Raw genomic sequence first — 22,468 nt, forward strand, 5'->3', positions numbered from 1 at the left:
ATGAAGTATAGTTTTTTGTATTATTCTGATGTTTTTTATAAAATAAATTTTGCAATTTTGTATCTTTACAATTTAATATCAGGTGGATATCTTTTTTTTCATGCGTTTTTTACGCACAAAATATGGATATCCATACTTTCTAAGAAGGAGGAAAGCTATACATGGAACCAGGTATTGCTATTCTACTATGTGTAGTTGCTCTTGTTCTTGGTGCCGGTGTGAGCGGATTTATCTGCTTCAAACAGGGTATAAGCTATCGCAAAAAGACAGCCGAAGCTGCTGTAGGCTCTGCGGAAAAGGAAGCGGAGCGTATTGTTGACGACGCAAAGAAAAACGCTGAAACTCTGAAAAAAGAGGCATTGATCGAGGCGAAAGACGAGATCCACAAGTCACGCCAGGAAACGGAAAAAGAGCTTAAAGAGAGAAGGATCGAAGTTTCCAGACAGGAAAGACGTGTTCAGCAGAAAGAGGAGTCTATCGACAGAAAGCTCGATAATTTGGAGAAAAAGGAAGAAACTCTCCAGAACAAGCTGAAAAATGCTGACGAAAAGGTAGCTGAGGCTGACAGGATCAAGAAGTCACAGCTGGATATGCTTGAAAAGATATCTCAGTTCACTGTTGATCAGGCTAAGGATTATCTGCTTTCAAAGCTGGACGAAGATCTGGTGCATGAAAAGGCTGTGAGGGTCACAAACTTTGAAAATCAGGTGAAGGATGACTGTGAGGCTAAGGCCAGACAGTATATCTCGCTTGCTATCTCAAGGTGTGCCGCAGATCAGGTGTCTGAGTCGGCAGTTTCGGTCGTTGCATTGCCCAATGATGAGATGAAGGGCAGGATAATCGGACGTGAGGGAAGAAATATCAGAACTATCGAAACTCTCACAGGCGTTGATCTTATCATTGACGATACCCCTGAGGCTATCACCATCTCGTGCTTTGATCAGGTGAGAAGAGAGGTCGCAAGGATCGCACTTGAAAAGCTTATCCAGGACGGACGTATACACCCTACACGCATTGAGGAAATGGTAGAAAAGGCTAAGCGTGAAGTCGAGCTGAAGATCAAGCAGGAGGGCGAGAGAGCTATTCTCGAAACCAATGTTCACGGCGTGAACCACGAGCTTGTTAAGCTTCTTGGCCGTCTGCGCTATAGAACGAGCTATAGACAGAACGTGCTTAACCACTCTATTGAAGTCGCTCACCTTGCAGGAATGATGGCGTCAGAGCTTGGCGTTGACGCAAATCTGGCAAGAAGAGCAGGACTGCTCCACGATATAGGAAAGGCTCTCAGCTATGAGATAGAAGGCTCGCACGTTCAGATAGGTGTTGACGTATGTAAGAAGTACAAGGAAAGTCCTGAAGTTATTCATGCTATCGAGGCTCACCATGGCGACGTTGAAACAAGAACTGTTGTTGCGGCACTTGTTCAGGCGGCAGACGCAATAAGCGCAGCTAGACCGGGAGCAAGAAGCGAGAACTATGAGAACTATATCAAGAGGCTCCAGAAGCTTGAGGAGATCTGCACGTCCTACGAGGGCGTTGAGAAATCCTTTGCTATACAGGCAGGCCGTGAGGTTCGTATCATGGTACAGCCTGAGAAGATCAACGATGAAAAAATGGTGCTCGTTGCTCGTGAAATCGCTAAGAGGATCGAAACTGAAATGGATTATCCGGGACAGATCAAGGTCAATCTTATCCGTGAGAGCAGAGCTATCGAATACGCAAAGTAAATTGTGTAAACAGCGGGCAGACTTTAGGGTTTGCCTGCTTTTTTATTTCCCGCTCTGTTTTTAATGAGGAATGAGGAGTGAGGAATGAGGAATTAAGGTATCGCCTGCGGCGATGTATTTTTAATTTTCAATCATAAAATAATAAAATATCTATGCTTTTTGGGGGATTTTTTTATGTCAAAAGCAAAAGAGAAAAAAGAGGTCACTACCAATCAAGGTAAAAAGCACCTTTTCGGCAGTTCGGAAAAGTCGGATTTTATTCTGAATATGTCTGCCGAATCTGCACAAAAGCTGTGCGGAGTTTACAGCATTATTGCTGTGCTTGTTCTGTGCGTTATCACAATTCCGTATTATTTCACACAGAATATCAAATACGGTATGGACGAAAGCGTCAACCGTACTCTTTATCTGAACGAAAAATTTATATTCTTTATATCTGCCGCTGTGCTTGCGGTCGGCTTTGTGGGATTTATCATTTTCCTTATTGCCAACATGAAAAAGCAGGTGGAGCTTAAAGACAACAAGAGCCTTATCGTACCACTTGCGGTGGTGCTTCTGTCGGTGATATCTTGCTTGCTTTCAGCGGATATCTTCACATCTTTCTACGGCTATCTCGACCGTTCCGAGGGTATGCTCACCATACTTGGCTATTGGGGACTTTTTGCCGCAGGAATGACAGTTACGGCTGATGACCGCAGGATAAAGCTTTCAGACTTTATCGTAGGAATAGGCGCATTTGAAGCTATCGTGGGAATTTTGCAGGCTATACCTGCCACCGCAAAAATAGTTCCAAACTATTTCAAAGAGATATTCTCGGGCTTCTCATCAGGCGGTATGACCTACACAAATGAATATATCGCAACAGGTTTTTTGTGTACGCCTTTTGCATTGGCGGCAGTGCTTACAGTGATATCTGCCTTTGCACTTAATGGTATGCTCTATGATGATAAAAAGGCAAGAAAGATATTCTATGCTATCTCCCTTGCCCTTATGACAGCGGCTGATATCCTCGCCTGCGTTGTCCCTGCTATCTTGGGACTTGGTGCGGTTTATGTTATATCTCTTATTATTGCCGCTGTAAAGTCGGGCTTTGCAAAGGATAAGAAGCCTTTTATAGCCTGCCTTGTGGCTTTTATAGTCGCAGGAGGGATCTTTGCCGGACTTTTCGCCTCAAACGAGTTCAGACTTATGGACGAGAAAATAATCTTCCATGACAGTTTCGACAGACTTTCTATCACAGGCACAGGCAGAGGCGATGATACCGAACAGTGGATATATCCTTATCTGTGGGACGACGGAATGTATACTGCCGAGCAAAACCTTATCTGGGGAACCGGTCCAGACAACTGGGGAACGATATTCGAGTCGGGTGCTATAATAGACCGCTCTTATAATGAGTATATCGACCTTTTGCAGTCAAGAGGACTCATCATTTTCGCACTTACAATAGTATTCCTTATTATGACTATAGTAAAAATGTGCAAGCTCGTAGCAGGCTTTATGAAAGACAAAAACGGCTGGACAGGCTGTGCAATATCAGCGGCAGTGCTTTGCTATTTGATACAAGCCTTTTTCAACATAAGTTCTGTTACCTCATCACCATACTTCTGGATCGCGGCTGGACTTGTGTGGAGTTTCACAGCGGTAAAATCCAGTGCAAAGAAAAAGAGCTAACAAACCTATCTGTAGGGGCGACCTTTGGTCGCCCGCTCTTTCATCAATACATTGATAAAAAATTCGGACGCAGTAAAATGAGTCCGATTTTTTTATGCCATTTTTGCAGGCGATGATATAAACATATTAGCTTTTACATATATTGAAATATGGCTATAGACCTGTGTGAAATTTTTCACCCATAAATAACGAGCGGTTTTGAGCGAGCGAGAATAGGCGAGATCGCAAGAGATACAGCGAGCTAAATCAAAAAATCTGTTCACTGCTGACTTCCGATGACTTCCCCGAACTTTGTCGGACTTTGCTAATTTGTAAGGCTTATGATATAATCATATTAAACCAAAGGACAGAAAGCCTTTGGTTAGACGGCAAGTCGAAAGACTTTGTTTTATATGAAAGGAAAAAATCATGAGCAAAGAAAAGGTCATTGACATTTCAACAAGAAAAACAGGAAAGATCGTTGGCATTTGTGCGGCGGCAGTTGCGGCTATAATAGTGGTCGTATCCTCCGTGTCCATAGTTCCGGCAGGCTGTACGGGAGTTGTGACGACCTTTGGCAAGGTGTCAGACACTGCACTCAACGAAGGATTGCATCTGAAAGTGCCTTTTGCACAGCGTGTAACAACAGTGTCAAACAAGATACAAGTTTATCAGGCTGACGCTGACGCAGTTTCAAAGGACTTGCAGACTGTGAACTCTACCATAGCGGTGAACTTCCGAATAAAGTCGGCTTCTTCTGCAAGCATTTTCAAGAATATCGGCTCAGATTACGAGAATGTTATCCTTATGCCAACAGTGCAGGAATGTATGAAGTCGGTATGTGCAAAATATACGGCTGAACAGCTTATCACTGACAGAGCGCAGGTGGGCGAGGAAATAAAGGCACAGCTCGTTTCAAAGGTGGACGAATACGGTATCGAGATAGAGAAATTCAACATTGTGAATTTTGATTTCTCATCTGAATTTAATGAAGCCATAGAGGCAAAGCAGGTAGCAGAGCAGAATCTTTTGAAAACAAAGACCGAGCAGGAGCAGGCTATAGTTGTAGCTGAGGCGGAGGCTAAGAAAAAGGTTATTGCCGCAGACGCTGAGGCAACTTCCATAAAGACCAAGGCTGAGGCTCAGGCAGAAGCCAACAAGACTATCTCTGAATCTCTTTCAAACGAGCTTATAAAGTATCAGACCATCGATAAGTGGGACGGCGTTCTGCCTAAGGTGGCTAATGACGCAAACCCTCTGATATCTCTTGACCTTGACGAGCAGAAAACCGCTGAATAACGCTGATTCCTGACAGAACGGCTGTCAATCGTTAAAAACACCAATGAAAGGTATAAAAATATGTTCAAATGGACAAAAAAGAACTTTTTTTGAACGTTGTATGACGTATTTCTTGACATGAAAAGCGTTTTCTGTTATCATAAATATATGTGAACATATTTTAGTTTTATGTAAAATATGGAGTTGGGAGGAGAAAAAATGTTGAAAAAGCTATACCGCACATTAGGCTTTGCACTTATTTCCTGCAATTTGTTTTTCACCCCTGTCATGGCATATGCCGACAGCAGTGTGAGCGTGGGAACAAATATGTGCTTTGCTATACCGGGAGGACTTATAACAGGCTTTGTGCTTGTTTCAATGAGCCGCACAAAACAGAAAGCTACCAAGGCAGATAAATACATAAAGAGTAATCTTAAACTCAATGGGCGTAACGACACCTATCTGCGTACCACCACTGATAAGACTAAGATAAAAGACGATTGATAGGGGGTACGGAAAATGGCTGTTAATATTTCTTATAAATGCCCCAACTGCGGAGCGGAGCTTTTCTGGAGCGCTGACAAAAACTGCTGGGCATGTGAATACTGCGACGGACAGTTTACTTTAAAAGACCTTGAAGAAGCAGGCGGTGACGCTAAAAAGGCGGAGGAACTCAACAAGGATAACGTTGAAAAGCATGAAGAGGTCGATAAGGACGAATACAAGGTTTCAAATGACGGCACAGTAGGAAGCGACCTTGTAAAATACACCTGCTCACACTGCGGAGCGGAGATAATCACTGACCGCTCAACTGCAGCAACAGTTTGCGTTTACTGCGGAAATGCGGTAATAATGGGAGAGCAGATAATAGACAATTTCTCCCCTGACTATGTTATACCTTTCAAAGTGCCGAAAAATCAGGTAATGGACGCTTTCCAAAAATTCAGCAAGAAGCCTCTTACACCGAAAGATTTCAACTGCGACAAGGTAGTGGACAAGATGCAGGGCGTTTATATCCCGTTTTGGCTCTATTCAGGAAACTGCGAAGGCTCTATTACTGCGGAGGGTATAAACACAAGAACATGGACTTCCGGAAACTACAGATACACTGAGAAAAAGTATTATTCAGTTTACAGAAACGGAACCCTCGATTTCAAAGCTGTTCCTGTGGACGCTTCTTCAAAGACTGACGATGACGCTATGGACTCTATCGAACCTTTTGACTACTCGGAAATGACAGCGTTCAATCCGGGTTATCTTTCGGGATATCTTGCAGAGAGATATGATGATGATAAGGATAAGTGCCTGCCCAGGGCTAAAGAACGTATCGAGAACACGACTCGTGACGAACTTAGAAATACTTGTAACTACAACAGCGTAAACGTTCAGTCATATGAAAAGCACACCGAGATAAAGGACGTTAAATACGCTATGCTTCCAACATGGCTTTTGTATACAACCTATCAGGATAAGCCTTATTTCTTTGCAATGAATGGTCAGACAGGTAAATTTATCGGAAACCTGCCTATAAGCAAGGGAAAGCTTGTGGCTTACTCGCTTCTTGGGGGCGTGGGCGGATATATTATCGGAGCTATACTTCAGATAATGGGAATATTCTAGTAGGGGGTATCAGCTAAATGCCTGAAATATCAACGGCGCTTATAATAAAAATAATAGTTATAGCGGTCGCCATAGGCGGTGGTATAGCGGTGATATATTCTGTGAAAAAAGCGGTATCGAACGCCATTGGCAGACAACTGAGCCGTGCCAACGACCTGCTAAGGACCATAAATGACGCAACTGAGGAAAGACAGAACAACGCCATGCAGTTTACTTATGTTGATCCTAATGTGGTGAACAACATAAAGAGAGATTTTCCTGACTATGATGAAAATATAGCAAGGAGCATAGTGGAAAACACTGTGATGAAATATTTTCTTGTTATAAACGGAGAAGCAAGCGAGAATCAGCTTGAATACTGTACCGAAGCGTTCAAGCAGAGAGCAGCCACGATGGCAAAAGACAACTCCTCAACGGTTACGCCAAAGCATTATGACGATATACATATCCACAAGTCGCAGGTGGCGTCTTATCATAGAGATCATGACGCTGCAACGGCAAAGTTTCAGGTATCTCTTGAATACAAGCTCAACGGGATAAAGGCACAGCACATTTATGAGGCGGATTATTCATACTATCTTTCAATGGGGATAGAGGCGAAAACGCCAGCCTTATATGTCAGTTCTGCGGAGCGCCTGTGGACACCGCAGGCTCGGTTTGTCCTTACTGCGGTTCTGAGATACACAGCTCTGTAGAGCGCACATGGAAAGTCAGCAGGGTATCCATGCTGAGATAGACAAGTTTAAAACCCCTTGGGGTGAAATAATACAGACAACGAAAGGAATTTAACTATGGGACTTATTAAGATGTTTACATCAGCAGTCGGCTCAACATTTGCCGATCAGGTAGTAGAGTACTTCAGATGTGAGGATATGTCAACTAAGATACTCTGCCAGCCGGCTACTCTTGTTAAGAGAGGAAAGACTGTGAACAACGGCACAGAGGGCGTTATCTCAAACGGTTCACGCTTTGACGTTGCGGTAAATCAGGCGGCTTTGCTTATCGAGAACGGCAGAGTACACGATTTTGTTATCGGTACACAGGAAACAGCAGGTCAGTATAAGTATGATTCAACTGTATCTCCGTCACTTCTTGGCGGCGGCTGGGGCGACCTTGGCGCTTCTATCAAGGAGATAGGCAGAAGATTTACAGCAGGTGGTCAGGCTATGAACACCATGCGTCTTATCTACATAAACCTCAGACCTCTGCCTGGAAACAAGATAGGCTTCGGCAAGATACCTTTCAGAGACGGCGAAATGAACCTCACTCTTAACGCACAGGGTCATGGTCAGTATGAACTTCAGATCGTAAACCCTATGAACTTCTATGAGAACGTTGTTCAGAACGTAAATAAGGTACTTACTGTTGACAGCCCTGACGGCGTGGCAGTTCTCGGCCAGCTTAAGGCTGACATGACACCTAAGTTCCAGAAGGCTCTTACAAGGATATCTGCTCAGAAAATACCATACGATCAGCTTGGTCTTTATCCTGATGAGCTTGCTGAAGCAATGAATGCAGAGCTTGAAGAAAAGTGGGCTACAAAGGGTGTTAAGGTAACAAGCCTTTCTATTGAGCTGAACGTGGACGAAGAGTCAAAGCAGAGAATCGCAAAATTCCAGGAGGCAAAAACTGTTGGAAGTGATCCTTCAATGCTCTATGCTATGGACAGAATGTCTATCAACAAGGCAAGAGAGGCAGCGGCAAGCAACGCAAACGGTGTTATGGCAGGCTTTATGGGCATGGGCATGGCAGGCGGCATGATGGGTCAGCCAATGGACGCAACAATGTATCAGCAGCAGATGCAGCAGAACATGATGAATCAGCAGGCTGCACAGGCAGCTCCACAGCAGGCAGCTCCAGCAGCTGCACCAACACAGGCTGCACCTGAGAACGGCTGGACTTGTGCTTGCGGAACAACAAACACAGGAAAATTCTGTGCTAACTGCGGACAGCCTAAGCCTGAGCCAAAGCCGGCAGCAGACAGCTGGAAGTGTTCATGCGGCACAGAGAACACAGGAAAATTCTGTGCAAACTGCGGTTCGCCAAAGCCAGAGCAGCCGGTAGGCTGGACCTGCTCATGCGGAGCAGTAAACAAGGGCAAATTCTGCGCTGAGTGCGGAAAGCCAAAGCCTGCATCAGAGCCGCTTTACAAGTGTGACAAGTGCGGCTGGGAGCCTGAAGATCCGAAAAATCCTCCTAAGTTCTGCCCGGAATGTGGAGATCCATTTAACGATAACGATATTCAGAAATAATTCTTATAGTTATTTTGAGCCGTCCTGCGGAATGCGGGGCGGCTCTTTTTGTGGGGCGATGTTCGGAAATGTGTCGGTTTATATAGTTTGTTTACATATGAAATATTGAAATTATCACGGATATGTGATATAATATATAGCGTATGATATTTTATATGGGTCTTTACCGATATACTAAAAATTTTTCCGAAAGGACTTGATCTAAATGCTGTCAGATATCGAAATCGCAAAGCAGGCGAAAATGCTCAAAATTGGGGAGGTCGCTGCTAAGCTCGGCATCTCAGAAGATGAATATGAGCCTTATGGTCACTACAAGGCTAAGCTTTCTGAGTCGCTTTATGCTAAAACTAAAAATGATCCAGATGGTAAGCTTATTCTTGTTACCGCTATAAACCCTACGCCTGCAGGAGAGGGCAAGACCACTATTTCCGTTGGATTGGCTGAGTCTATGAACAAGATAGGCAAGAAAGCTATGCTCGCTCTGAGAGAGCCTTCGCTTGGTCCTGTCTTTGGTATCAAGGGCGGTGCGGCTGGCGGTGGATACGCTCAGGTCGTTCCTATGGAAGACATCAATTTGCACTTCACAGGAGATATGCACGCTATAACTGCGGCTAACAACCTGCTCTGCGCCCTTATCGACAACCATATGCAGCAGGGAAACGAGCTTCACATTGACCAGAGAAGGATACTTTTCAAGCGCTGCCTTGACATGAATGACAGAGCGCTGAGAGATATTGTTATCGGTCTTGGCTCAAAGGTGAATGGTATTCCTAGAGAGGATTCTTTCCAGATAACTGTCGCTTCTGAGATAATGGCTATTCTTTGCCTAGCTTCCGATCTGGCTGACCTTAAGGCTAGAATTGAGAAGATACTCGTTGCTTACACAACTGACGGAAAGCCTGTTTATGCTAAGGATATAGGCGGTTGCGGTGCTATGACTGCTTTGCTGAAAGACGCTCTGAAACCTAACCTTGTTCAGACGCTTGAGAACAATCCTGCTCTTATCCATGGCGGTCCATTCGCTAATATCGCTCACGGCTGTAACTCAGTAAGAGCCACAAAGCTTGCTTTGAAGCTTGCTGACTACACTATCACTGAGGCTGGTTTCGGCTCAGACCTTGGCGCTGAGAAATTCTTTGATATCAAGTGCAGATACGCTGGTCTTAAACCAAGTTGCGTAGTTCTGGTGGCTACTGTAAGGGCATTGAAATACAATGGCGGTGTTCCGAAAACTGAGCTTACTAACGAAAATGTTGAGGCTCTCGAAAAGGGTATCGTAAACCTGAAAACTCATATCGAGAATATGCACAAGTTCGGTGTGCCTGTAGTGGTGGCTATAAATAGATTCCATACTGATACTGAGGCTGAGCTTGCTGTTATCGAGAGAGTTTGCGGTGAAATGGGTGTTGAGTTCTCACTGGCTGAGATATTTGCTAAAGGCTCTGAGGGCGGTATCGACCTTGCGGAGAAGGTTTGCAAGACTATCGAAACAAAGCCGTCTGAGTTCAAGCCGCTTTATGACGAGAAGCTGCCTATCAAGGATAAGCTTGATATACTTGCGAAAGAGATATACCGTGCAAACGGCGTGATCTATACAAAGCAGGCTGAAAAGGCTATAAAGGAGATCACTGACCTTGGATTCGGGGATATCCCTGTTTGCGTGGCTAAGACGCAGTATTCACTGTCTGACGACCCGACAAAGCTTGGAAAGCCTGAGAATTATGAGATAACAGTAAGAGATGTAAGGCTTTCAGCCGGTGCAGGATTTGTGGTAGCTTATACGGGCGATATTATGACAATGCCTGGTCTGCCTAAGAAGCCTGCGGCTTATAATATCGATTGCGATAATGAGGGCAATATCTACGGATTGTTCTAAGCCGTTTAAGTGAGGAGCAGGGGGTTAAATAAGGAATGAGGAATGAGGAATTGGCATAGCTGAACCGAGCCGATCATTCAGAACCGAGCGTAGCGAGCACTAAAACGCAGGCTCAAGCCCGGCGTTAGAGGGCTTGTGGGTTCTTAGGGCAAAGCCCTAAGCGGAGTATGAGGCAGAGCCTCATTCGGCGTAAGCCGACTAGGTGCAGATTTAATGAAAAAAAGCACGCAAAAGTTGTGCCTTATCACAAAGTAATATCGGAGTGAAAAATCTGCACCGCCTACCCTCTCCCTTAGCAAATGTAACTCCGCAAAGAGCGTAACGATTTTGCGGCGGAGCAAACTATCCTGAAACATTGTAGGGGCGAACAGCGTTCGCCCGTGTGTGCAGAGTGGCGTGATATTCAGAAATGCGACAGCCCGTTCGGAGGGGTAATGCCGTGATTGTCATATTCTTGATGTCGAATTATTCGGGCGACATTGTTGTGATATTCTCCGTTAATTCAACGGACGAGAAATAACGGGACGCCGAGGGCGTCGTCCCCTACAGATGTGATAGGATAGTTTTTATGGTTATTCTAACCATGTTGTTACCGTTGGCTTGTTACTTCGGCGGGCAAGCAAATGTGTTTTGATAGCAAGTGAAAATATACGAACCGAGGTGAGCGGCAGTGACAGATACAGCGGTGAAAAAGAGTGCGGAAAGTGTGAAAATGCCTGAGAACGGCAAGAAAAAACATCTATCTTGGCAGGCCGTTGCCTGCGTTTGCCTTGTGGCAGTCAGCGTGGTGCTGAACGTGGTCGCCTGGAAAAGTACGGCGTTCTGCGACTGGTATACGGCACACGTTTTTCCAATTTGGGGAAATACATATGGCAGGCTCACTTCGCTGTTGCCGTTCTCTTTTGGCGAACTGCTTATTGCGGTAGCAGTTTTCGGTATTCCGCTTTCGCTGGTGGCTATGCTGGTGCTTGTGATAGTCAGAAAAGGCAAGAGAAAGAAAACTGCGAAAATTTTCGGGCTTGTTTATATGTGGATAGTCACTTTTGTTGTGACGGTGCAGACCTTTAACTGCTTTGTTATTTATCATTGTTCAAGCTTTGCGGAACTTAACGGCATACCTTCGGAACAGCACACTAGGACGGAGCTTGAAGCACTTGGCAACAAGCTTGTTACGGAGATAAATGCGCTTAGCAAAGAGGTGGAGCGTGACGGCGAGGGAAAATTCGTGCTGACCGCTGACCTTGACAAGACGGCTCAGGAGGCTATGCGTGGGCTTGGAAGCGAATTTAAAAACCTCGGGGGATTTTATGTAACTCCGAAAGCTATAAAATGCTCGTTCTTTATGAGCCAAATGGACCTTATGGGCATCTATTTCCCATTCTCTATGGAGGCTAACTACAATCAGGATATGTATAAGGCGAAGCTTCCTGACACTATCTGCCATGAGCTTGCTCACACGAAAGGCTATATTCAGGAGGACGAGGCGAACTTTATCGCCTTTATGGCGTGCGATAGATCGGACAATGCTGATTACCGCTATTCGGGCTATCTGGCGGCGCTTGGCGAGGTTAGAAACAAGATTTTTGACTACGCTTCTGACGATAAGAAGATAGAATTTGACAGCTCTATCTGCGACGAGGTGTGGGCTGATATGGAAGCAAACTGGGACTACTGGCGGAGCGTTGACGAGGCTAAGGACACTGTTTTCGACAGTGAGGCAGTGGGGGAGATATCTGACAAGGCAATGGAAAAATCTCTGAAGCTCAACGGCGTTGAGGACGGCAAGCAGTCCTATGGCAGAATGGTGGATCTTATGCTAAACTACTTCAAGGACAAGGGTGAGCTGTGATGAAAATTCTTGCGGTCATTCTGTTTCTCGGGATAATGCTCAGTTCATGCGGAAACAAGGCGGACAGTGAAAGACTCAATGATTCGGCTTTTACCACTACTGCGGAAAGCTCTGTGGTGGATAGTGACAGCATGGAAGTTGACGAAAACTCACATGTCGGTAATGAGAGCGGTATTAAGGGCGACAGCTCGGAGGACGATATGAAGTGGCGGCTTTTTGAGGACACTTATAAGGAAACTGACAGCGGCAGGGCTGCGGAAAATTATGCTCACAACAATGGCATAAAGATAGATGGCTTTGTGAAATACGGGCAGGAAAATCCCCCTGTGTGCGATCTGATACTTGGCGAAACCAAGTTCGCAGGGGTAGGCTGTGAGGTCATTGCGGCTTATAATTATCTCACATACGAGGGCTTTGAGCCTGACATGGCAAAGCTTGCTTATGATTTTGAGAAAAATGCTCTTATTGCGGCGGATGGGTCGCTGGGGTCTAATCCTAGAAAAATAAGCGGTCTTTTTAAGGCAATGGGAGTGGGATACAAAAGATTTTATAAGGCTGAGGAGGCTCAGGCGGCTGTTGACGAGGGCAAGCCTGTGATAGTTTCTTACCATATCGGGTTGAATATTTTCAGCGGTATCCACACGGTTTTCGCTGTTAAAGAGGAGGGCAGGCTGTATGTTTACAACTGCTACAATTCAGCGGCGGACAAGACAGAGGTGGAGAGCATTTATCAGCTTATGAATAAAAACAGCCTTTTTATTGTGGGCTACACGGAAGATGACGGTCAAATGAGGTGATAGGTTGACAAAGGTATACAAAACATCATCTGCGGCGGAAACTATCGCTTTGGGTGAGGAGATAGGCAGACGGCTGAAAGGCGGCGATCTTATCGCTTACAGCGGTGGTCTTGGTGCAGGAAAGACTACTATTACCAGGGGAATTTCTATTGGCATGGGACTTGGCGACGAGGTGACTTCGCCGACCTTTGCATTGGTGAACGAATACCGTGGGGACAGGCTCAGCCTTATACACTTTGATATGTACCGCATAAATTCGGCGGACGATCTGGAAACTACAGGCTTTTTTGACTACATGGACGAAGACACTGTGCTTGCGGTGGAATGGTCGGAGAATATTGCGGAGGAGCTGCCTGAGGACGCTTTGAGGATAGATATTCAGCGCATTGACGAGGACAGCAGGGAGATAAGCATAACTGCACCTGAGGGAGATGATAGATTTGAAGATATTAGCTATTGACACAAGCGGAAAGGTCGCTTCAGTGGCGGTGACGGAAGGAGAGAAGCTTCTTTGGGAGAAATCTGTATACACAAAGCTCACTCATTCCCAGGTGATATTGCCTATGGTGAAGCAGGCACTAGAGGAAACAGGGCTTACTTATACTGACCTTGACTGTGCGGCTATCGCAAAGGGTCCGGGGTCATACACCGGTCTTAGGATAGGCGTGGCGGCTGTAAAGGGAATGTGCTTTGGCTGTGAGAGTTTAAAAAGCGCAGGAGTTTCCACTCTGCTTTCGCTGGCTTACAACTGCATAGATTTTGAGGGCAGGATAATTTCTGTTATGAGGGCAAGGCCTAAGATAGTTTACGCAGGCGAGTTTGAGTGCAAAAATGGCGTTGTCACGAGGATATCCGCTGACAGAGTTTGCCCTGAGGAGGAAGTTTTTTCGGAAGAATTTTCTGAAAAAACCATGCTTGTGGGTGACTGTGCGACAGAGATAAAGGCGAAATATTTCGCTGACAACGAAAATGTTCAGCTTGCAAGCTATGTGAACAGGCTGCAGAGGGCATCGTCGCTGTGTCTTGCGGTGGAGGCTCAGCCTGAGATAATGGTTTCGGCGGACAGGCTGGAGGTATCATATTTGCAAGCTACAAAGGCGGAAAAGGATAAGGCACATAGGGATAAATAGGAGGAAATTAATATGAAAATTGCTATCGGCTGCGACCATGCAGGTCCTGAGCTTAAGGCGGAGATACTGGCACATCTGGACGAAAAGGGTGTGGAATACACTGATTTTGGTATTCAGGCAGGAGAGAAAGTGGACTATCCTGACAAGGCAAAGGAAGTTTGCGAGAAAGTGGCTTCGGGCGAATACGAAATGGGAATACTCATATGCGGAACTGGTATTGGAATGTCGATGAGCGCAAACAAGATAAAGGGAATAAGAGCGGCTTGCTGTTCGGATTATTTCTCTGCTAAGTATACAAGAGCGCATAATGACGCAAATGTGCTTTGCATTGGTGCGAGAGTGCTGGGTGCAGGCTTGGCTATCGAGCTGGTTGACGTTTTCCTTGAAACGGAGTTTGAGGGTGGCAGACATCAGAGGAGAGTTGATAAGATCTCTGAGTTGGAGAAGTAGTGAGAAGTTAGGAGTGAGAAATTAAGGTATCGCCTTATGACGAAGGATTTTTTCTGACTTTTTGCTTTATGGAGCAGGGCGGCTTGTTGTTGCCCTGCTTTTTTTATGGGTACAAAAACGCTGACAAGCTTTTTCGCCTGTCAGCCGTTTCTATATTGGGGTTTGTATTTTTAGGTAAAAACCGTAATGGCAAGGTTTTTATTAGATAGCGTCGAATGCTTCGCTGAGATCGTAGATGATATCGTCGATATGCTCTGTACCGATAGAAAGTCTGATAGTGTTTGGCTTTATACCCTGATCTGCAAGCTCTGCTTCGTTAAGCTCTGCGTGTGTTGTTGATGCTGGGTGGATAACCAGTGACTTAACGTCTGCTACGTTTGCAAGTAGTGAGAAGAGTTTCAGGTGGTCGATAAAGTTCTGAGCTGTCTTTGCGTCGCCCTTTATCTCGAATGTGAAGATAGAACCACCGCCGTTAGGGAAATACTTCTTGTAAAGTGCCTGCTGGCTTGGATCGTCTGATACTGAAGGGTGATTTACCTTTTCTACCTTTGGGTGCTTGTTAAGGAAGTCAACTACCTTAAGTGCGTTCTCAACATGACGTTCAACTCTCAGGGACAGTGTTTCAAGACCCTGCAGGAAGATGAATGCGTGGATAGGTGAAAGTGTTGCACCTGTATCACGGAGAAGGATCGCACGGATACGAGTTACAAATGCTGCGCCAGGGGCTGCGTCTGCAAAGCTTACACCGTGGTAGCTTGGGTTTGGTTCTGTGAGCTGTGGGAACTTGCCTGACTTCTTCCAGTCAAACTTGCCGCTTTCAACGATAACTCCGCCGATTGTTGTGCCGTGACCGCCGATAAACTTTGTTGCAGAATGGATAACGATATCTGCGCCGTACTCGATAGGCCTTACGAGATATGGAGTAGCAAATGTGCTGTCAACGAGAAGTGGGATATTGTGTGCGTGTGCGATATTTGCGATAGCTTCGATATCAACTACGTCTGAGTTAGGGTTGCCAAGAGTTTCGATATAGAGAGCCTTTGTGTTCTCCTTGATAGCCTTTTCAAAGTTAGCCGGGTCAAGCGGATCGACAAATGTTGTTGTGATGCCGTAATCAACAAGAGTGTGTGCAAGCAGGTTATATGTGCCGCCATAGATGTTCTTTGCAGCTACGATATGATCGCCTGCAAGGGCTACGTTCTCAATAGCGTATGTTACTGCTGCTGCGCCTGATGCAACTGCAAGAGCTGCTGTGCCGCCCTCAAGAGCTGCGATACGTCTTTCAAAAACGTCCTCAGTTGGGTTTGTAAGTCTGCCATAGATGTTGCCTGCGTCCTTAAGAGCGAATCTGTCAGCGGCATGCTGTGAGTTATGGAAAACGTATGATGATGTCTGATAAATAGGAACGGCTCTTGCGTCTGTTACAGAGTCTGCTGTTTCCTGACCAACGTGGAGCTGAAGTGTTTCAAATTTAAGATTTCTTTCGTTTATTGCGCTCATTTTAAATTACCTCTTTCATTAAATTGATGTTTTTTAAATCCGATAAAAATTTTTGTTACTGAACTTTATGCTGATTTTAACAGCAACACATACAGCACATACACATTCGTGAATCGTACGCTGTTTTCAGTTTCAGTATTTTTACACTCATTTTCAACGCCTCATTTCAAATTCATATTAATCCTAGTCGTTTAGTATGTTTTAGCGTATCTATACTATACCACACCCATAGAGGAATGTCAATAGGTTTAAGATGATTTTTCGCATTTTTGTGAAAATTGATATTAATTCTATCGATTTTGTAGGATTTAAGGGCAAAATGCACAAGGGGGAGTGAGGAATGAGGAATTGGCAAAGCTGAACAGAGTTGTGCTCAAGTATGAAGTAAAAGATAGCACCGAGCGTAGCGATTTGCGGTGGTAGGAAGTTGCCCGAAATATTGTAGGGGACGATGCCCTCTGTGTCCCGTTCGGAAGGGCAATGCCGTGTTTTTACTGTTTGTTATTAAATTTGTATAAAACTATCGTTTACCGACACTTTATAATTGTATACCAAAATAAATATTTTCGGTTGACAATAGGTTCGGTATGTGATACAATATTAATTGTCAAATAAAAAGTAAAGGATAGGTTTACAATGAATAACAATGCTAAAAACAAAACAAAACAAATAGTCGGTATCGGAGTTATGACGGCTATAATCGCTGTGCTTTCACAGATAACTATTCCGCTGCCTACTCACGTTCCTGTTACGCTCCAGACTTTTGCTGTGGCTCTGGCAGGATATTTTCTCGGCTGGAAGGGCGGTGCTGTGTCTGCTCTGGTCTATGGTCTGCTGGGCGCTATCGGTGTGCCTGTGTTTGCAGGCTGGTCAGGCGGTTTTTCCGTTATCGTAGGATATACAGGCGGATTCATTTACGGATTTATCGTTATGGCTCTTCTTTGCGGTCTTGGCGCAAAGTTCTGCTCTGACAAGATAAGCGGTAAGGTCATCGCTATCGTGCTTGGTATCGCAGGTCTTGCTTGCGACCACCTGCTCGGTGCTATCCAGTACGCTATCGTTGCTAATATCTCTATTGGCAAGTCTATCCTTCTTGTTTCTGTTCCTTATCTTGTAAAGGACGTTATCTCTGTTGTTGCTGCTTACCTTATCAGCATCGAGCTTGTAAGCAGACTTGCAAAGACAGGTTGCTATGCTTACAAGAGAGCCTGAGCTTAGATTTCATCATCTGCTGTGCCTGCCGCTTTTTCAGGGAAAAGGCTACAGTGACGGTTTTTCGGTGAATATGCAGTCTGTGAAAGACAGATTGGAGAGCGAGGACACTGCGGTGCGGTTTGTGTGCAGCGGAGATATGATATGTCAGCACTGCCCAAACAGGACGGAGGACGGTTGTTTGCTTGACGGCTGTGGCGGAACGGTGGCACAGAAAGACAGCGAGGTTTGCAGACTTTCTGAGATAAAATGTCACTCAGTGGAGAATTATCGCAGTGCGCTGACAAGGCTGAGAAGCAAAATGGATAAAAAGGCATTTGATATACTATGCTCGGAATGCCGCTGGGCAAAGCTTGGTTTGTGCAGCTTTGAAAAGTGGCGTGAGGGCGTTGATGGATTGCTTTCTTCGTGACAGGTCACGTCTGTCATTTTTTTACACATAAGTACAGCTCCTGAGAAGAAACTCGGGAGCTGTACATTTTTTTGCTTATTCTTCACTTGCCTGATATGCGGATAGGAATTTCTCGTAGATATCGGGATAATGTTTTTTTAGTCTTACAGGCTTAAGGTCGGAGGTGGTGAAGCAGTGGGAGGTGTGGGCAAGGCAGGCTGTTTTCTGAGTGGTAAGGTCAAAGATCTCGTAGTCAAGCTCATAGGCACAGCCGTTGAACTTTGACAGCTTACAGCGCACTTCAAACTCATCTCCGAAACGGACGGGATATTTATAGTGTGTTTCAACAGAGAGGACAGGAGAAACTATGCCACGTTCTTCTATTTGGTGGAAAGGGCAGCCAAGCTGTTCCATAAGGTCAACACGGGCTTCCTCAAGCCAACGGACGTAATTTGAATGGTGGATTATATCCATGCGGTCTGTTTCATAATAAAAGGCTTTTCTTTTGTAGGGGGTAAGTGTCATTTTATGTCCTTCTTTCTGTGGGTTTGACGTTGACGTTTTATATATGGGTGTGATAAAAATAGCGGGCGACCAATGGCCGCCCCTAATTGTTGCTGAGTTATTCAAGCCATATGAAGTTGTTATCGGTGTTCACAAAGTCCATATTATAAAGGAAAATGACCTTTGTTATGCCGTTGTCTTTTACATACTCGCTGACGGTCTTATCCATGATGTGGTAATAACGCATATCTATCATTGTGATGTGCTTATACTTGTCGGCAAAGTATGGCATAACTGTGTTTGCGTAGCTGTCCTTTATAATAAGGACGTGTTCATCGCTTTCGCCGTTTGTTTCTATTTCCGTGAGGGCGAAGTTTCCACCCATGAATGTGGAGTATTTATCCTTTTTGGTCTTGAATGAATCGTCAAAAAGGGTGTCTGTTTGTTTGCTTTCTTCAACATAATTTACCTTTACGCTGTTGTCAGGATTTGTGTAGAAGTGCATTTCGTCAGCAGCGGAGAAGTCTGTTGGGGCTTTTGAATAAAGTGTGCCATGAAAGTCCTTTACAGTTTCTATATTGTAGGATACCTGTGGGATATCTTCATTCATGGCTGTCATAAGTGCGTCAAATCCCACTTTTGCGCCCTCGGCTGTCCAGTGGTGGTCGGTCTTATAGAAAACCTGCGTGGACTTTGCAGCGTCTTTGAGCTGGTCATATGGGAAGCAGAGGTTTATCCTGTCGCTGAGGATAGAGCTTATATACTTTTCGCTTTCAAGCTGATCGTCGGTCTGTGTGACCGCAGGGAGCTTGTCTGACATAACGGAAACTGCATTCGGCACAAGAAGAAAGCTTACGTCGACGGATTTATCGAGGCTGTCAGCAAAATCGTTAAGACAGCTTATATTTTTCTCGATAAGAGGTCTGTTTTCCTGATAGTCTTGGAGATAATAGCCGTCCTTGCCGAAATATACGCCGTTCTGATAGTTTTTCAGAAGCGTGCGGTCGGTGACTGTTTTAAGACTCACAAGCTGGTCTTTCATGAATATCTGATCGGACATATAGCTTTCGATATCCGATGTGAACTCGCCTTTTTCAAGCTTTTTCCACGAAAACTCAGGGGCTTGCTGGAGATAGCGGTTCTCATTTTCGGAGAACTCACGGTCCTCGGAAATAAAGCTTGCCACTGCAAATCCGAATATGAACAGCAGAAAGCACACTATTATAATATAGTTTTTAAGTTGTTTTTTCATATCTGCCGTCCTCCTTTAAAATCTGAAATACAGGAACGGATTGAATGAATTACCTGCAAGGTAGGCGGTGGAAACTGCCAAAAGTGTTAATGCGAACAGCGGTTGGAGTATACAGCCGCATATCTCAGGACACTTGATCTGAAGCTTCAAGGCGAGCTTTTTAGGAAGCTGTGTTGAAGCTATCACAAGTATCACTATTGTTACTGCATACTGTGCGAGCCAGAACACTGTTTGGTGATTTATGAGAGGAAGTCCCCCTGCGCCGAACATATTTTTGAAGTTCTGTGTGAGCTTGCCGAAATCTTCATAGGAGAATATTCCCCAGCCTATGACTATAAAAAGAAGTGCATAGAGGTGCTGGAAAAATGCAGGTATCTTTTTCAGGGCTTTGCCCAAGAAAAGCTTTTCACATAGGAGTATCACACCGAAGTACACGCCCCATAGCATAAAGTTCCAGTTTGCACCATGCCAGAAGCCTGTGAGAAACCACACTATCATAATGTTTAGGCACTGTCTTGCTTTGCCCTTGCGGTTGCCGCCAAGAGGGATATAGACATAATCTCTGAACCAGCTTGAAAGTGACATATGCCAGCGTCTCCAGAAATCTGTGATAGAGGTGGAGATGTAAGGGTAGTTGAAGTTCTCAAGAAAGTCGAAGCCGAACATTTTGCCAAGACCTATCGCCATATCGGAATAGCCTGAGAAGTCAAAGTATATTTGGAAGGTATAGGCTATTATGCCCAGCCAGCTTGCGGCAACGCTCAGTTCGGATTGTGCTGAGTTTGAGATAGTGTCGAAAAGCTCGCCGATAGTATTTGCGAGAATGACTTTTTTGCCAAGACCTATGGAAAATCTCCAGACGCCCTGTGCAAAATGCTCTATGCTCTCGTTACGCTTTTTGAGCTGTTCCGCAACGTCGATGTATCTTACGATAGGACCTGCGATAAGCTGTGGGAAAAGGGCAACATAGGTGGCAAGGTCAAGGAAGTTCTTCTGACTTCTTACTTCGCCCTTATAAACGTCGATAACGTAGGAAAGGGTCTGGAAGCTGTAGAATGAGATACCGATAGGGAGGGCAAGACCCAAGGACTTTATCTGCGTGCCGAAAATGCTGTTTGCTGCACCGATGAAAAAGTCGGTATATTTAAAAAACAGAAGAAGCCCGATGTTCCACACCACCGCTCCTATCATTGCGATGAGCGGAGTGTATTTTTTTGCGTTTTTACGCTGTTTGTCTGCCAATAGTCCTGTTATATACGCAACGATAGTGGAAGCTATCATGAGGACGATATAAACAGGTTCGCCCCATGCGTAAAACACAAGGCTGAAAATAAACAGCACCAGATTGCGTGTTATGCGTGGGACGATATAATACGTTATCAGTACAATAGGCAGGAAAGCGAACAGAAATGTTGTACTTGAAAAAAGCATATATTTATTACTCCTAGCCTATTATCTCTTTTGCTTTATCGTTGTCGTTTGAAAGACAGAGGTAAACATAATTGCCGTTGGTTACAAGAACAGGGTCATTAAGCTTTGTCATTTCCTCAGGGACATAGTTTTCAAAAACCTTTTTCTGGCTTTCAACTCTTGCTGTAAGTGTATCTGTGATAGCCTTTGCACTGTCCGCGTCCTTGGCTTCAAAGCAGTCTATCTCCTCGGCTGTTCCTCCTGACGAGCTTACATAGACCTTAGCCTTTGTATAGCTGTCTGCTGATATGCCGATTATCTTTTCTATCTTTGCTTCGTCAAGCTCTGCGAGCTCGTCCTTGAACTCTATGCCGTCCTTGAGCTTGTCAGCAACGGCTGTTACGTCAACGCCTCGTTTGTCTGAGCGGCTGCCGCTGAATTTGCGGAGCTTGCTGTGCTGCTGTCGGAGCCTGAGCCGCAGCCTGTAAGTGCTGCTGTGCCAATGCACATAACTGCCATAAGAGTGCAGAGTATCTTCTTTGTTTTCATAATTCTTCTTTCCTTTCTTATGTGTTGTCGATTATATAGTTGAGCCACTTGTCGCAGTATTCGCTCATAAGGTGTATTCCGTCTGAGGAGGCTTCCTCCGGAAGAGTGCCGTCTGCGCCTGCTACAGCAGAGGTACAGTCAAGATAATTTATACCTGTCTGCTGTGCCACCTCTGAGATAGCCTGATTGAATGTGGCTACATTTGTGTTATTTATGGCGTCGCCCTGTAAGCTTCTTGAAGCTGTTACAGGGAGGATAGATTCAGCATAGATAACAGCGTCAGGCTGTATCTCCTGAATTTTTGTGATAAGCTGTGTATAATAATCCTTGAAGGTGTCGATATAAGGCCAGCCAAGCTCGTTAGTTCCGAGGTTTATATACACTCTGCCATATTGTCTTTCTCCAAGAGCGTCGATAACAGTGCCTGCATTGCCGTTTGAAAGGGTGATGTTCTGGTCTGTCATAACGGTGTCGATGTGCATTCCCACAGAGCAAAGGAATGTTGCTTTTGGTTTATCGCAGTTGTTTTGCAGACCAACTGTTCGCGAGTCGCCTATGAAACTGCGTCGGAAAGGTCGTCGGCGTCATCATGGGTAACTGAGCTGTCAGTAAGGCTTTCATCTATGCCACTCTCATCGACCATGCTTTCTGCCTGAGAAGAGTTGTCTGCATTGCTCTCGGAGCTTTCGCTCTCTGCCACAGAGCTTGAAGCTGACATCTTCTTTGCTTCCACAGCCCTGCTGTTGCCGCTTCCTGCATGGAAGCCCCATATTGCCGCAAATGCTATGCACACAAGACAACTCAATGACACTATGCTTTGCTGTGCTGTGGCTCTTTTTTTTCTTATATTTTTCAAATTGCTACCGTGTTGGCTCTCCATTATACTACCTCTTATATTATCTCTCCTGACCTGCAAAAAAGCAGATCCGTTTCAAAGATTATCATAACACATTTTACAGCCTTTTTCAAGTGCTTTTTAGTCGAATTAAGGATTTTCTTCACTTTTTACAAACAGACG

General features: G+C 45.0%; 23 protein-coding genes. 15 read left to right on the forward strand and 8 right to left on the reverse strand.

Annotated features, from left to right (window positions below; all coding sequences use genetic code 11):
• Nucleotides 1–161 precede the first annotated feature (161 nt).
• From rny to rpiB, 13 genes are all read left to right on the forward strand, one after another.
• Nucleotides 162–1,727 carry a ribonuclease Y gene (gene rny, locus DW793_RS07755; protein WP_038670686.1) on the forward strand — a complete coding sequence of 522 codons (1,566 nt, stop codon included), beginning with the start codon at nucleotides 162–164 and terminating at the stop codon, nucleotides 1,725–1,727.
• Between the two features lie 174 nt (nucleotides 1,728–1,901).
• Entirely contained in the window at nucleotides 1,902–3,401 is a 1,500-nt protein-coding gene (locus tag DW793_RS07760) for an O-antigen ligase family protein (protein ID WP_118157553.1), read from the forward strand.
• A 408-nt stretch (nucleotides 3,402–3,809) separates the two neighbouring features.
• Nucleotides 3,810–4,679 (forward strand): prohibitin family protein, encoded by an 870-nt coding sequence (locus tag DW793_RS07765; RefSeq protein WP_051706308.1) that lies wholly within the window; start codon nucleotides 3,810–3,812, stop codon nucleotides 4,677–4,679.
• A 198-nt stretch (nucleotides 4,680–4,877) separates the two neighbouring features.
• On the forward strand, nucleotides 4,878–5,162 hold the full coding sequence (locus tag DW793_RS07770) for a hypothetical protein (RefSeq protein WP_038670690.1): 285 nt from the start codon (nucleotides 4,878–4,880) through the stop codon (nucleotides 5,160–5,162).
• A 15-nt stretch (nucleotides 5,163–5,177) separates the two neighbouring features.
• Nucleotides 5,178–6,278 (forward strand): hypothetical protein, encoded by a 1,101-nt coding sequence (locus tag DW793_RS07775; RefSeq protein WP_118157554.1) that lies wholly within the window; start codon nucleotides 5,178–5,180, stop codon nucleotides 6,276–6,278.
• 17 nt (nucleotides 6,279–6,295) lie between these two features.
• Nucleotides 6,296–6,973 carry a hypothetical protein gene (locus DW793_RS07780; RefSeq protein ID WP_118157555.1) on the forward strand — a complete coding sequence of 226 codons (678 nt, stop codon included), beginning with the start codon at nucleotides 6,296–6,298 and terminating at the stop codon, nucleotides 6,971–6,973.
• A gap of 96 nt (nucleotides 6,974–7,069) precedes the next feature.
• On the forward strand, nucleotides 7,070–8,530 hold the full coding sequence (locus tag DW793_RS07785; RefSeq protein WP_118157556.1) for an SPFH domain-containing protein: 1,461 nt from the start codon (nucleotides 7,070–7,072) through the stop codon (nucleotides 8,528–8,530).
• 205 nt (nucleotides 8,531–8,735) lie between these two features.
• Nucleotides 8,736–10,406 carry a formate--tetrahydrofolate ligase gene (locus DW793_RS07790; protein ID WP_117927656.1) on the forward strand — a complete coding sequence of 557 codons (1,671 nt, stop codon included), beginning with the start codon at nucleotides 8,736–8,738 and terminating at the stop codon, nucleotides 10,404–10,406.
• Between the two features lie 670 nt (nucleotides 10,407–11,076).
• Nucleotides 11,077–12,255 (forward strand): DUF3810 domain-containing protein, encoded by a 1,179-nt coding sequence (locus tag DW793_RS07795; protein WP_252969738.1) that lies wholly within the window; start codon nucleotides 11,077–11,079, stop codon nucleotides 12,253–12,255.
• Entirely contained in the window at nucleotides 12,255–13,052 is a 798-nt protein-coding gene (locus tag DW793_RS07800) for a C39 family peptidase (RefSeq protein ID WP_118157557.1), read from the forward strand. The genes DW793_RS07795 and DW793_RS07800 overlap by 1 nt, the downstream gene beginning before the upstream one ends.
• Before the next feature lie 4 nt (nucleotides 13,053–13,056).
• Entirely contained in the window at nucleotides 13,057–13,512 is a 456-nt protein-coding gene (tsaE, locus tag DW793_RS07805) for a tRNA (adenosine(37)-N6)-threonylcarbamoyltransferase complex ATPase subunit type 1 TsaE (RefSeq protein ID WP_022287994.1), read from the forward strand.
• Nucleotides 13,493–14,182: a tRNA (adenosine(37)-N6)-threonylcarbamoyltransferase complex dimerization subunit type 1 TsaB gene (gene tsaB, locus DW793_RS07810; protein ID WP_118157558.1), complete on the forward strand. Its 690-nt coding sequence runs from the start codon at nucleotides 13,493–13,495 to the stop codon at nucleotides 14,180–14,182. Before tsaE ends, tsaB begins: the two co-directional genes overlap by 20 nt.
• A 12-nt stretch (nucleotides 14,183–14,194) precedes the next feature.
• Nucleotides 14,195–14,632, forward strand: a complete 438-nt coding sequence (gene rpiB, locus DW793_RS07815) for a ribose 5-phosphate isomerase B (RefSeq protein ID WP_022287992.1) — start codon at nucleotides 14,195–14,197, stop codon at nucleotides 14,630–14,632.
• A 201-nt stretch (nucleotides 14,633–14,833) separates the two neighbouring features.
• On the opposite strand, the gene DW793_RS07820 is transcribed toward rpiB, so the two are convergent.
• Nucleotides 14,834–16,132 (reverse strand): O-acetylhomoserine aminocarboxypropyltransferase/cysteine synthase family protein, encoded by a 1,299-nt coding sequence (locus tag DW793_RS07820; protein WP_022287991.1) that lies wholly within the window; start codon nucleotides 16,130–16,132, stop codon nucleotides 14,834–14,836.
• A gap of 636 nt (nucleotides 16,133–16,768) precedes the next feature.
• On the opposite strand from DW793_RS07820, the gene DW793_RS07825 reads away from it, so the two are divergent.
• Nucleotides 16,769–17,344 (forward strand): biotin transporter BioY, encoded by a 576-nt coding sequence (locus DW793_RS07825; RefSeq protein ID WP_022288072.1) that lies wholly within the window; start codon nucleotides 16,769–16,771, stop codon nucleotides 17,342–17,344.
• Complete coding sequence (locus tag DW793_RS07830) at nucleotides 17,325–17,756, forward strand: DUF1284 domain-containing protein (protein WP_117903958.1); 432 nt, start codon at nucleotides 17,325–17,327, stop codon at nucleotides 17,754–17,756. The genes DW793_RS07825 and DW793_RS07830 overlap by 20 nt, the downstream gene beginning before the upstream one ends.
• Before the next feature lie 75 nt (nucleotides 17,757–17,831).
• On the opposite strand, the gene DW793_RS07835 is transcribed toward DW793_RS07830, so the two are convergent.
• The 7 genes from DW793_RS07835 to DW793_RS07860 all read right to left on the reverse strand — a co-directional run bounded on the left by DW793_RS07835 (nucleotide 17,832) and on the right by DW793_RS07860 (nucleotide 22,330).
• Entirely contained in the window at nucleotides 17,832–18,260 is a 429-nt protein-coding gene (locus DW793_RS07835; RefSeq protein ID WP_118157559.1) for an acyl-CoA thioesterase, read from the reverse strand.
• 97 nt (nucleotides 18,261–18,357) lie between these two features.
• Entirely contained in the window at nucleotides 18,358–19,491 is a 1,134-nt protein-coding gene (locus DW793_RS07840) for a DHHW family protein (RefSeq protein WP_118157560.1), read from the reverse strand.
• Nucleotides 19,492–19,506: 15 nt separating this feature from the next.
• Complete coding sequence (locus tag DW793_RS07845) at nucleotides 19,507–20,922, reverse strand: MBOAT family O-acyltransferase (RefSeq protein WP_118157561.1); 1,416 nt, start codon at nucleotides 20,920–20,922, stop codon at nucleotides 19,507–19,509.
• Nucleotides 20,923–20,935: 13 nt separating this feature from the next.
• Nucleotides 20,936–21,271 carry a DUF4358 domain-containing protein gene (locus DW793_RS07850; RefSeq protein WP_252969744.1) on the reverse strand — a complete coding sequence of 112 codons (336 nt, stop codon included), beginning with the start codon at nucleotides 21,269–21,271 and terminating at the stop codon, nucleotides 20,936–20,938.
• Nucleotides 21,272–21,300: 29 nt separating this feature from the next.
• The gene (locus tag DW793_RS15355; protein WP_252969739.1) at nucleotides 21,301–21,450 is read right to left on the reverse strand and encodes a hypothetical protein; all 150 of its coding nucleotides are present in this window, start codon (nucleotides 21,448–21,450) and stop codon (nucleotides 21,301–21,303) included.
• Between the two features lie 17 nt (nucleotides 21,451–21,467).
• The gene (locus tag DW793_RS07855; protein ID WP_118157563.1) at nucleotides 21,468–22,007 is read right to left on the reverse strand and encodes a GDSL-type esterase/lipase family protein; all 540 of its coding nucleotides are present in this window, start codon (nucleotides 22,005–22,007) and stop codon (nucleotides 21,468–21,470) included.
• Nucleotides 22,004–22,330, reverse strand: coding sequence for a hypothetical protein (locus DW793_RS07860; protein ID WP_118157564.1), 327 nt, complete (start codon nucleotides 22,328–22,330; stop codon nucleotides 22,004–22,006). The genes DW793_RS07855 and DW793_RS07860 overlap by 4 nt, the downstream gene beginning before the upstream one ends.
• Between the last annotated feature and the right edge of the window lie 138 nt (nucleotides 22,331–22,468).

The sequence above is a fragment of the Ruminococcus sp. AM31-15AC genome (genome assembly GCF_003462045.1).
Classification (GTDB): domain Bacteria; phylum Bacillota; class Clostridia; order Oscillospirales; family Ruminococcaceae; genus Hominimerdicola; species Hominimerdicola aceti.

What these genes read in the sequence shown, in the direction of transcription:
- rny (WP_038670686.1), top strand. Translation starts at nt 162, where the DNA reads ATGGAACCAGGTATTGCTATTCTACTATGTGTAGTTGCTCTTGTTCTT.
- DW793_RS07760 (WP_118157553.1), top strand. Translation starts at nt 1,902, where the DNA reads ATGTCAAAAGCAAAAGAGAAAAAAGAGGTCACTACCAATCAAGGTAAA.
- DW793_RS07765 (WP_051706308.1), top strand. Translation starts at nt 3,810, where the DNA reads ATGAGCAAAGAAAAGGTCATTGACATTTCAACAAGAAAAACAGGAAAG.
- DW793_RS07770 (WP_038670690.1), top strand. Translation starts at nt 4,878, where the DNA reads ATGTTGAAAAAGCTATACCGCACATTAGGCTTTGCACTTATTTCCTGC.
- DW793_RS07775 (WP_118157554.1), top strand. Translation starts at nt 5,178, where the DNA reads ATGGCTGTTAATATTTCTTATAAATGCCCCAACTGCGGAGCGGAGCTT.
- DW793_RS07780 (WP_118157555.1), top strand. Translation starts at nt 6,296, where the DNA reads ATGCCTGAAATATCAACGGCGCTTATAATAAAAATAATAGTTATAGCG.
- DW793_RS07785 (WP_118157556.1), top strand. Translation starts at nt 7,070, where the DNA reads ATGGGACTTATTAAGATGTTTACATCAGCAGTCGGCTCAACATTTGCC.
- DW793_RS07790 (WP_117927656.1), top strand. Translation starts at nt 8,736, where the DNA reads ATGCTGTCAGATATCGAAATCGCAAAGCAGGCGAAAATGCTCAAAATT.
- DW793_RS07800 (WP_118157557.1), top strand. Translation starts at nt 12,255, where the DNA reads ATGAAAATTCTTGCGGTCATTCTGTTTCTCGGGATAATGCTCAGTTCA.
- rpiB (WP_022287992.1), top strand. Translation starts at nt 14,195, where the DNA reads ATGAAAATTGCTATCGGCTGCGACCATGCAGGTCCTGAGCTTAAGGCG.
- DW793_RS07820 (WP_022287991.1), bottom strand. Translation starts at nt 16,132, where the DNA reads ATGAGCGCAATAAACGAAAGAAATCTTAAATTTGAAACACTTCAGCTC.
- DW793_RS07825 (WP_022288072.1), top strand. Translation starts at nt 16,769, where the DNA reads ATGAATAACAATGCTAAAAACAAAACAAAACAAATAGTCGGTATCGGA.
- DW793_RS07830 (WP_117903958.1), top strand. Translation starts at nt 17,325, where the DNA reads ATGCTTACAAGAGAGCCTGAGCTTAGATTTCATCATCTGCTGTGCCTG.
- DW793_RS07835 (WP_118157559.1), bottom strand. Translation starts at nt 18,260, where the DNA reads ATGACACTTACCCCCTACAAAAGAAAAGCCTTTTATTATGAAACAGAC.
- DW793_RS07840 (WP_118157560.1), bottom strand. Translation starts at nt 19,491, where the DNA reads ATGAAAAAACAACTTAAAAACTATATTATAATAGTGTGCTTTCTGCTG.
- DW793_RS07845 (WP_118157561.1), bottom strand. Translation starts at nt 20,922, where the DNA reads ATGCTTTTTTCAAGTACAACATTTCTGTTCGCTTTCCTGCCTATTGTA.
- DW793_RS15355 (WP_252969739.1), bottom strand. Translation starts at nt 21,450, where the DNA reads ATGAAAACAAAGAAGATACTCTGCACTCTTATGGCAGTTATGTGCATT.
- DW793_RS07860 (WP_118157564.1), bottom strand. Translation starts at nt 22,330, where the DNA reads ATGGAGAGCCAACACGGTAGCAATTTGAAAAATATAAGAAAAAAAAGA.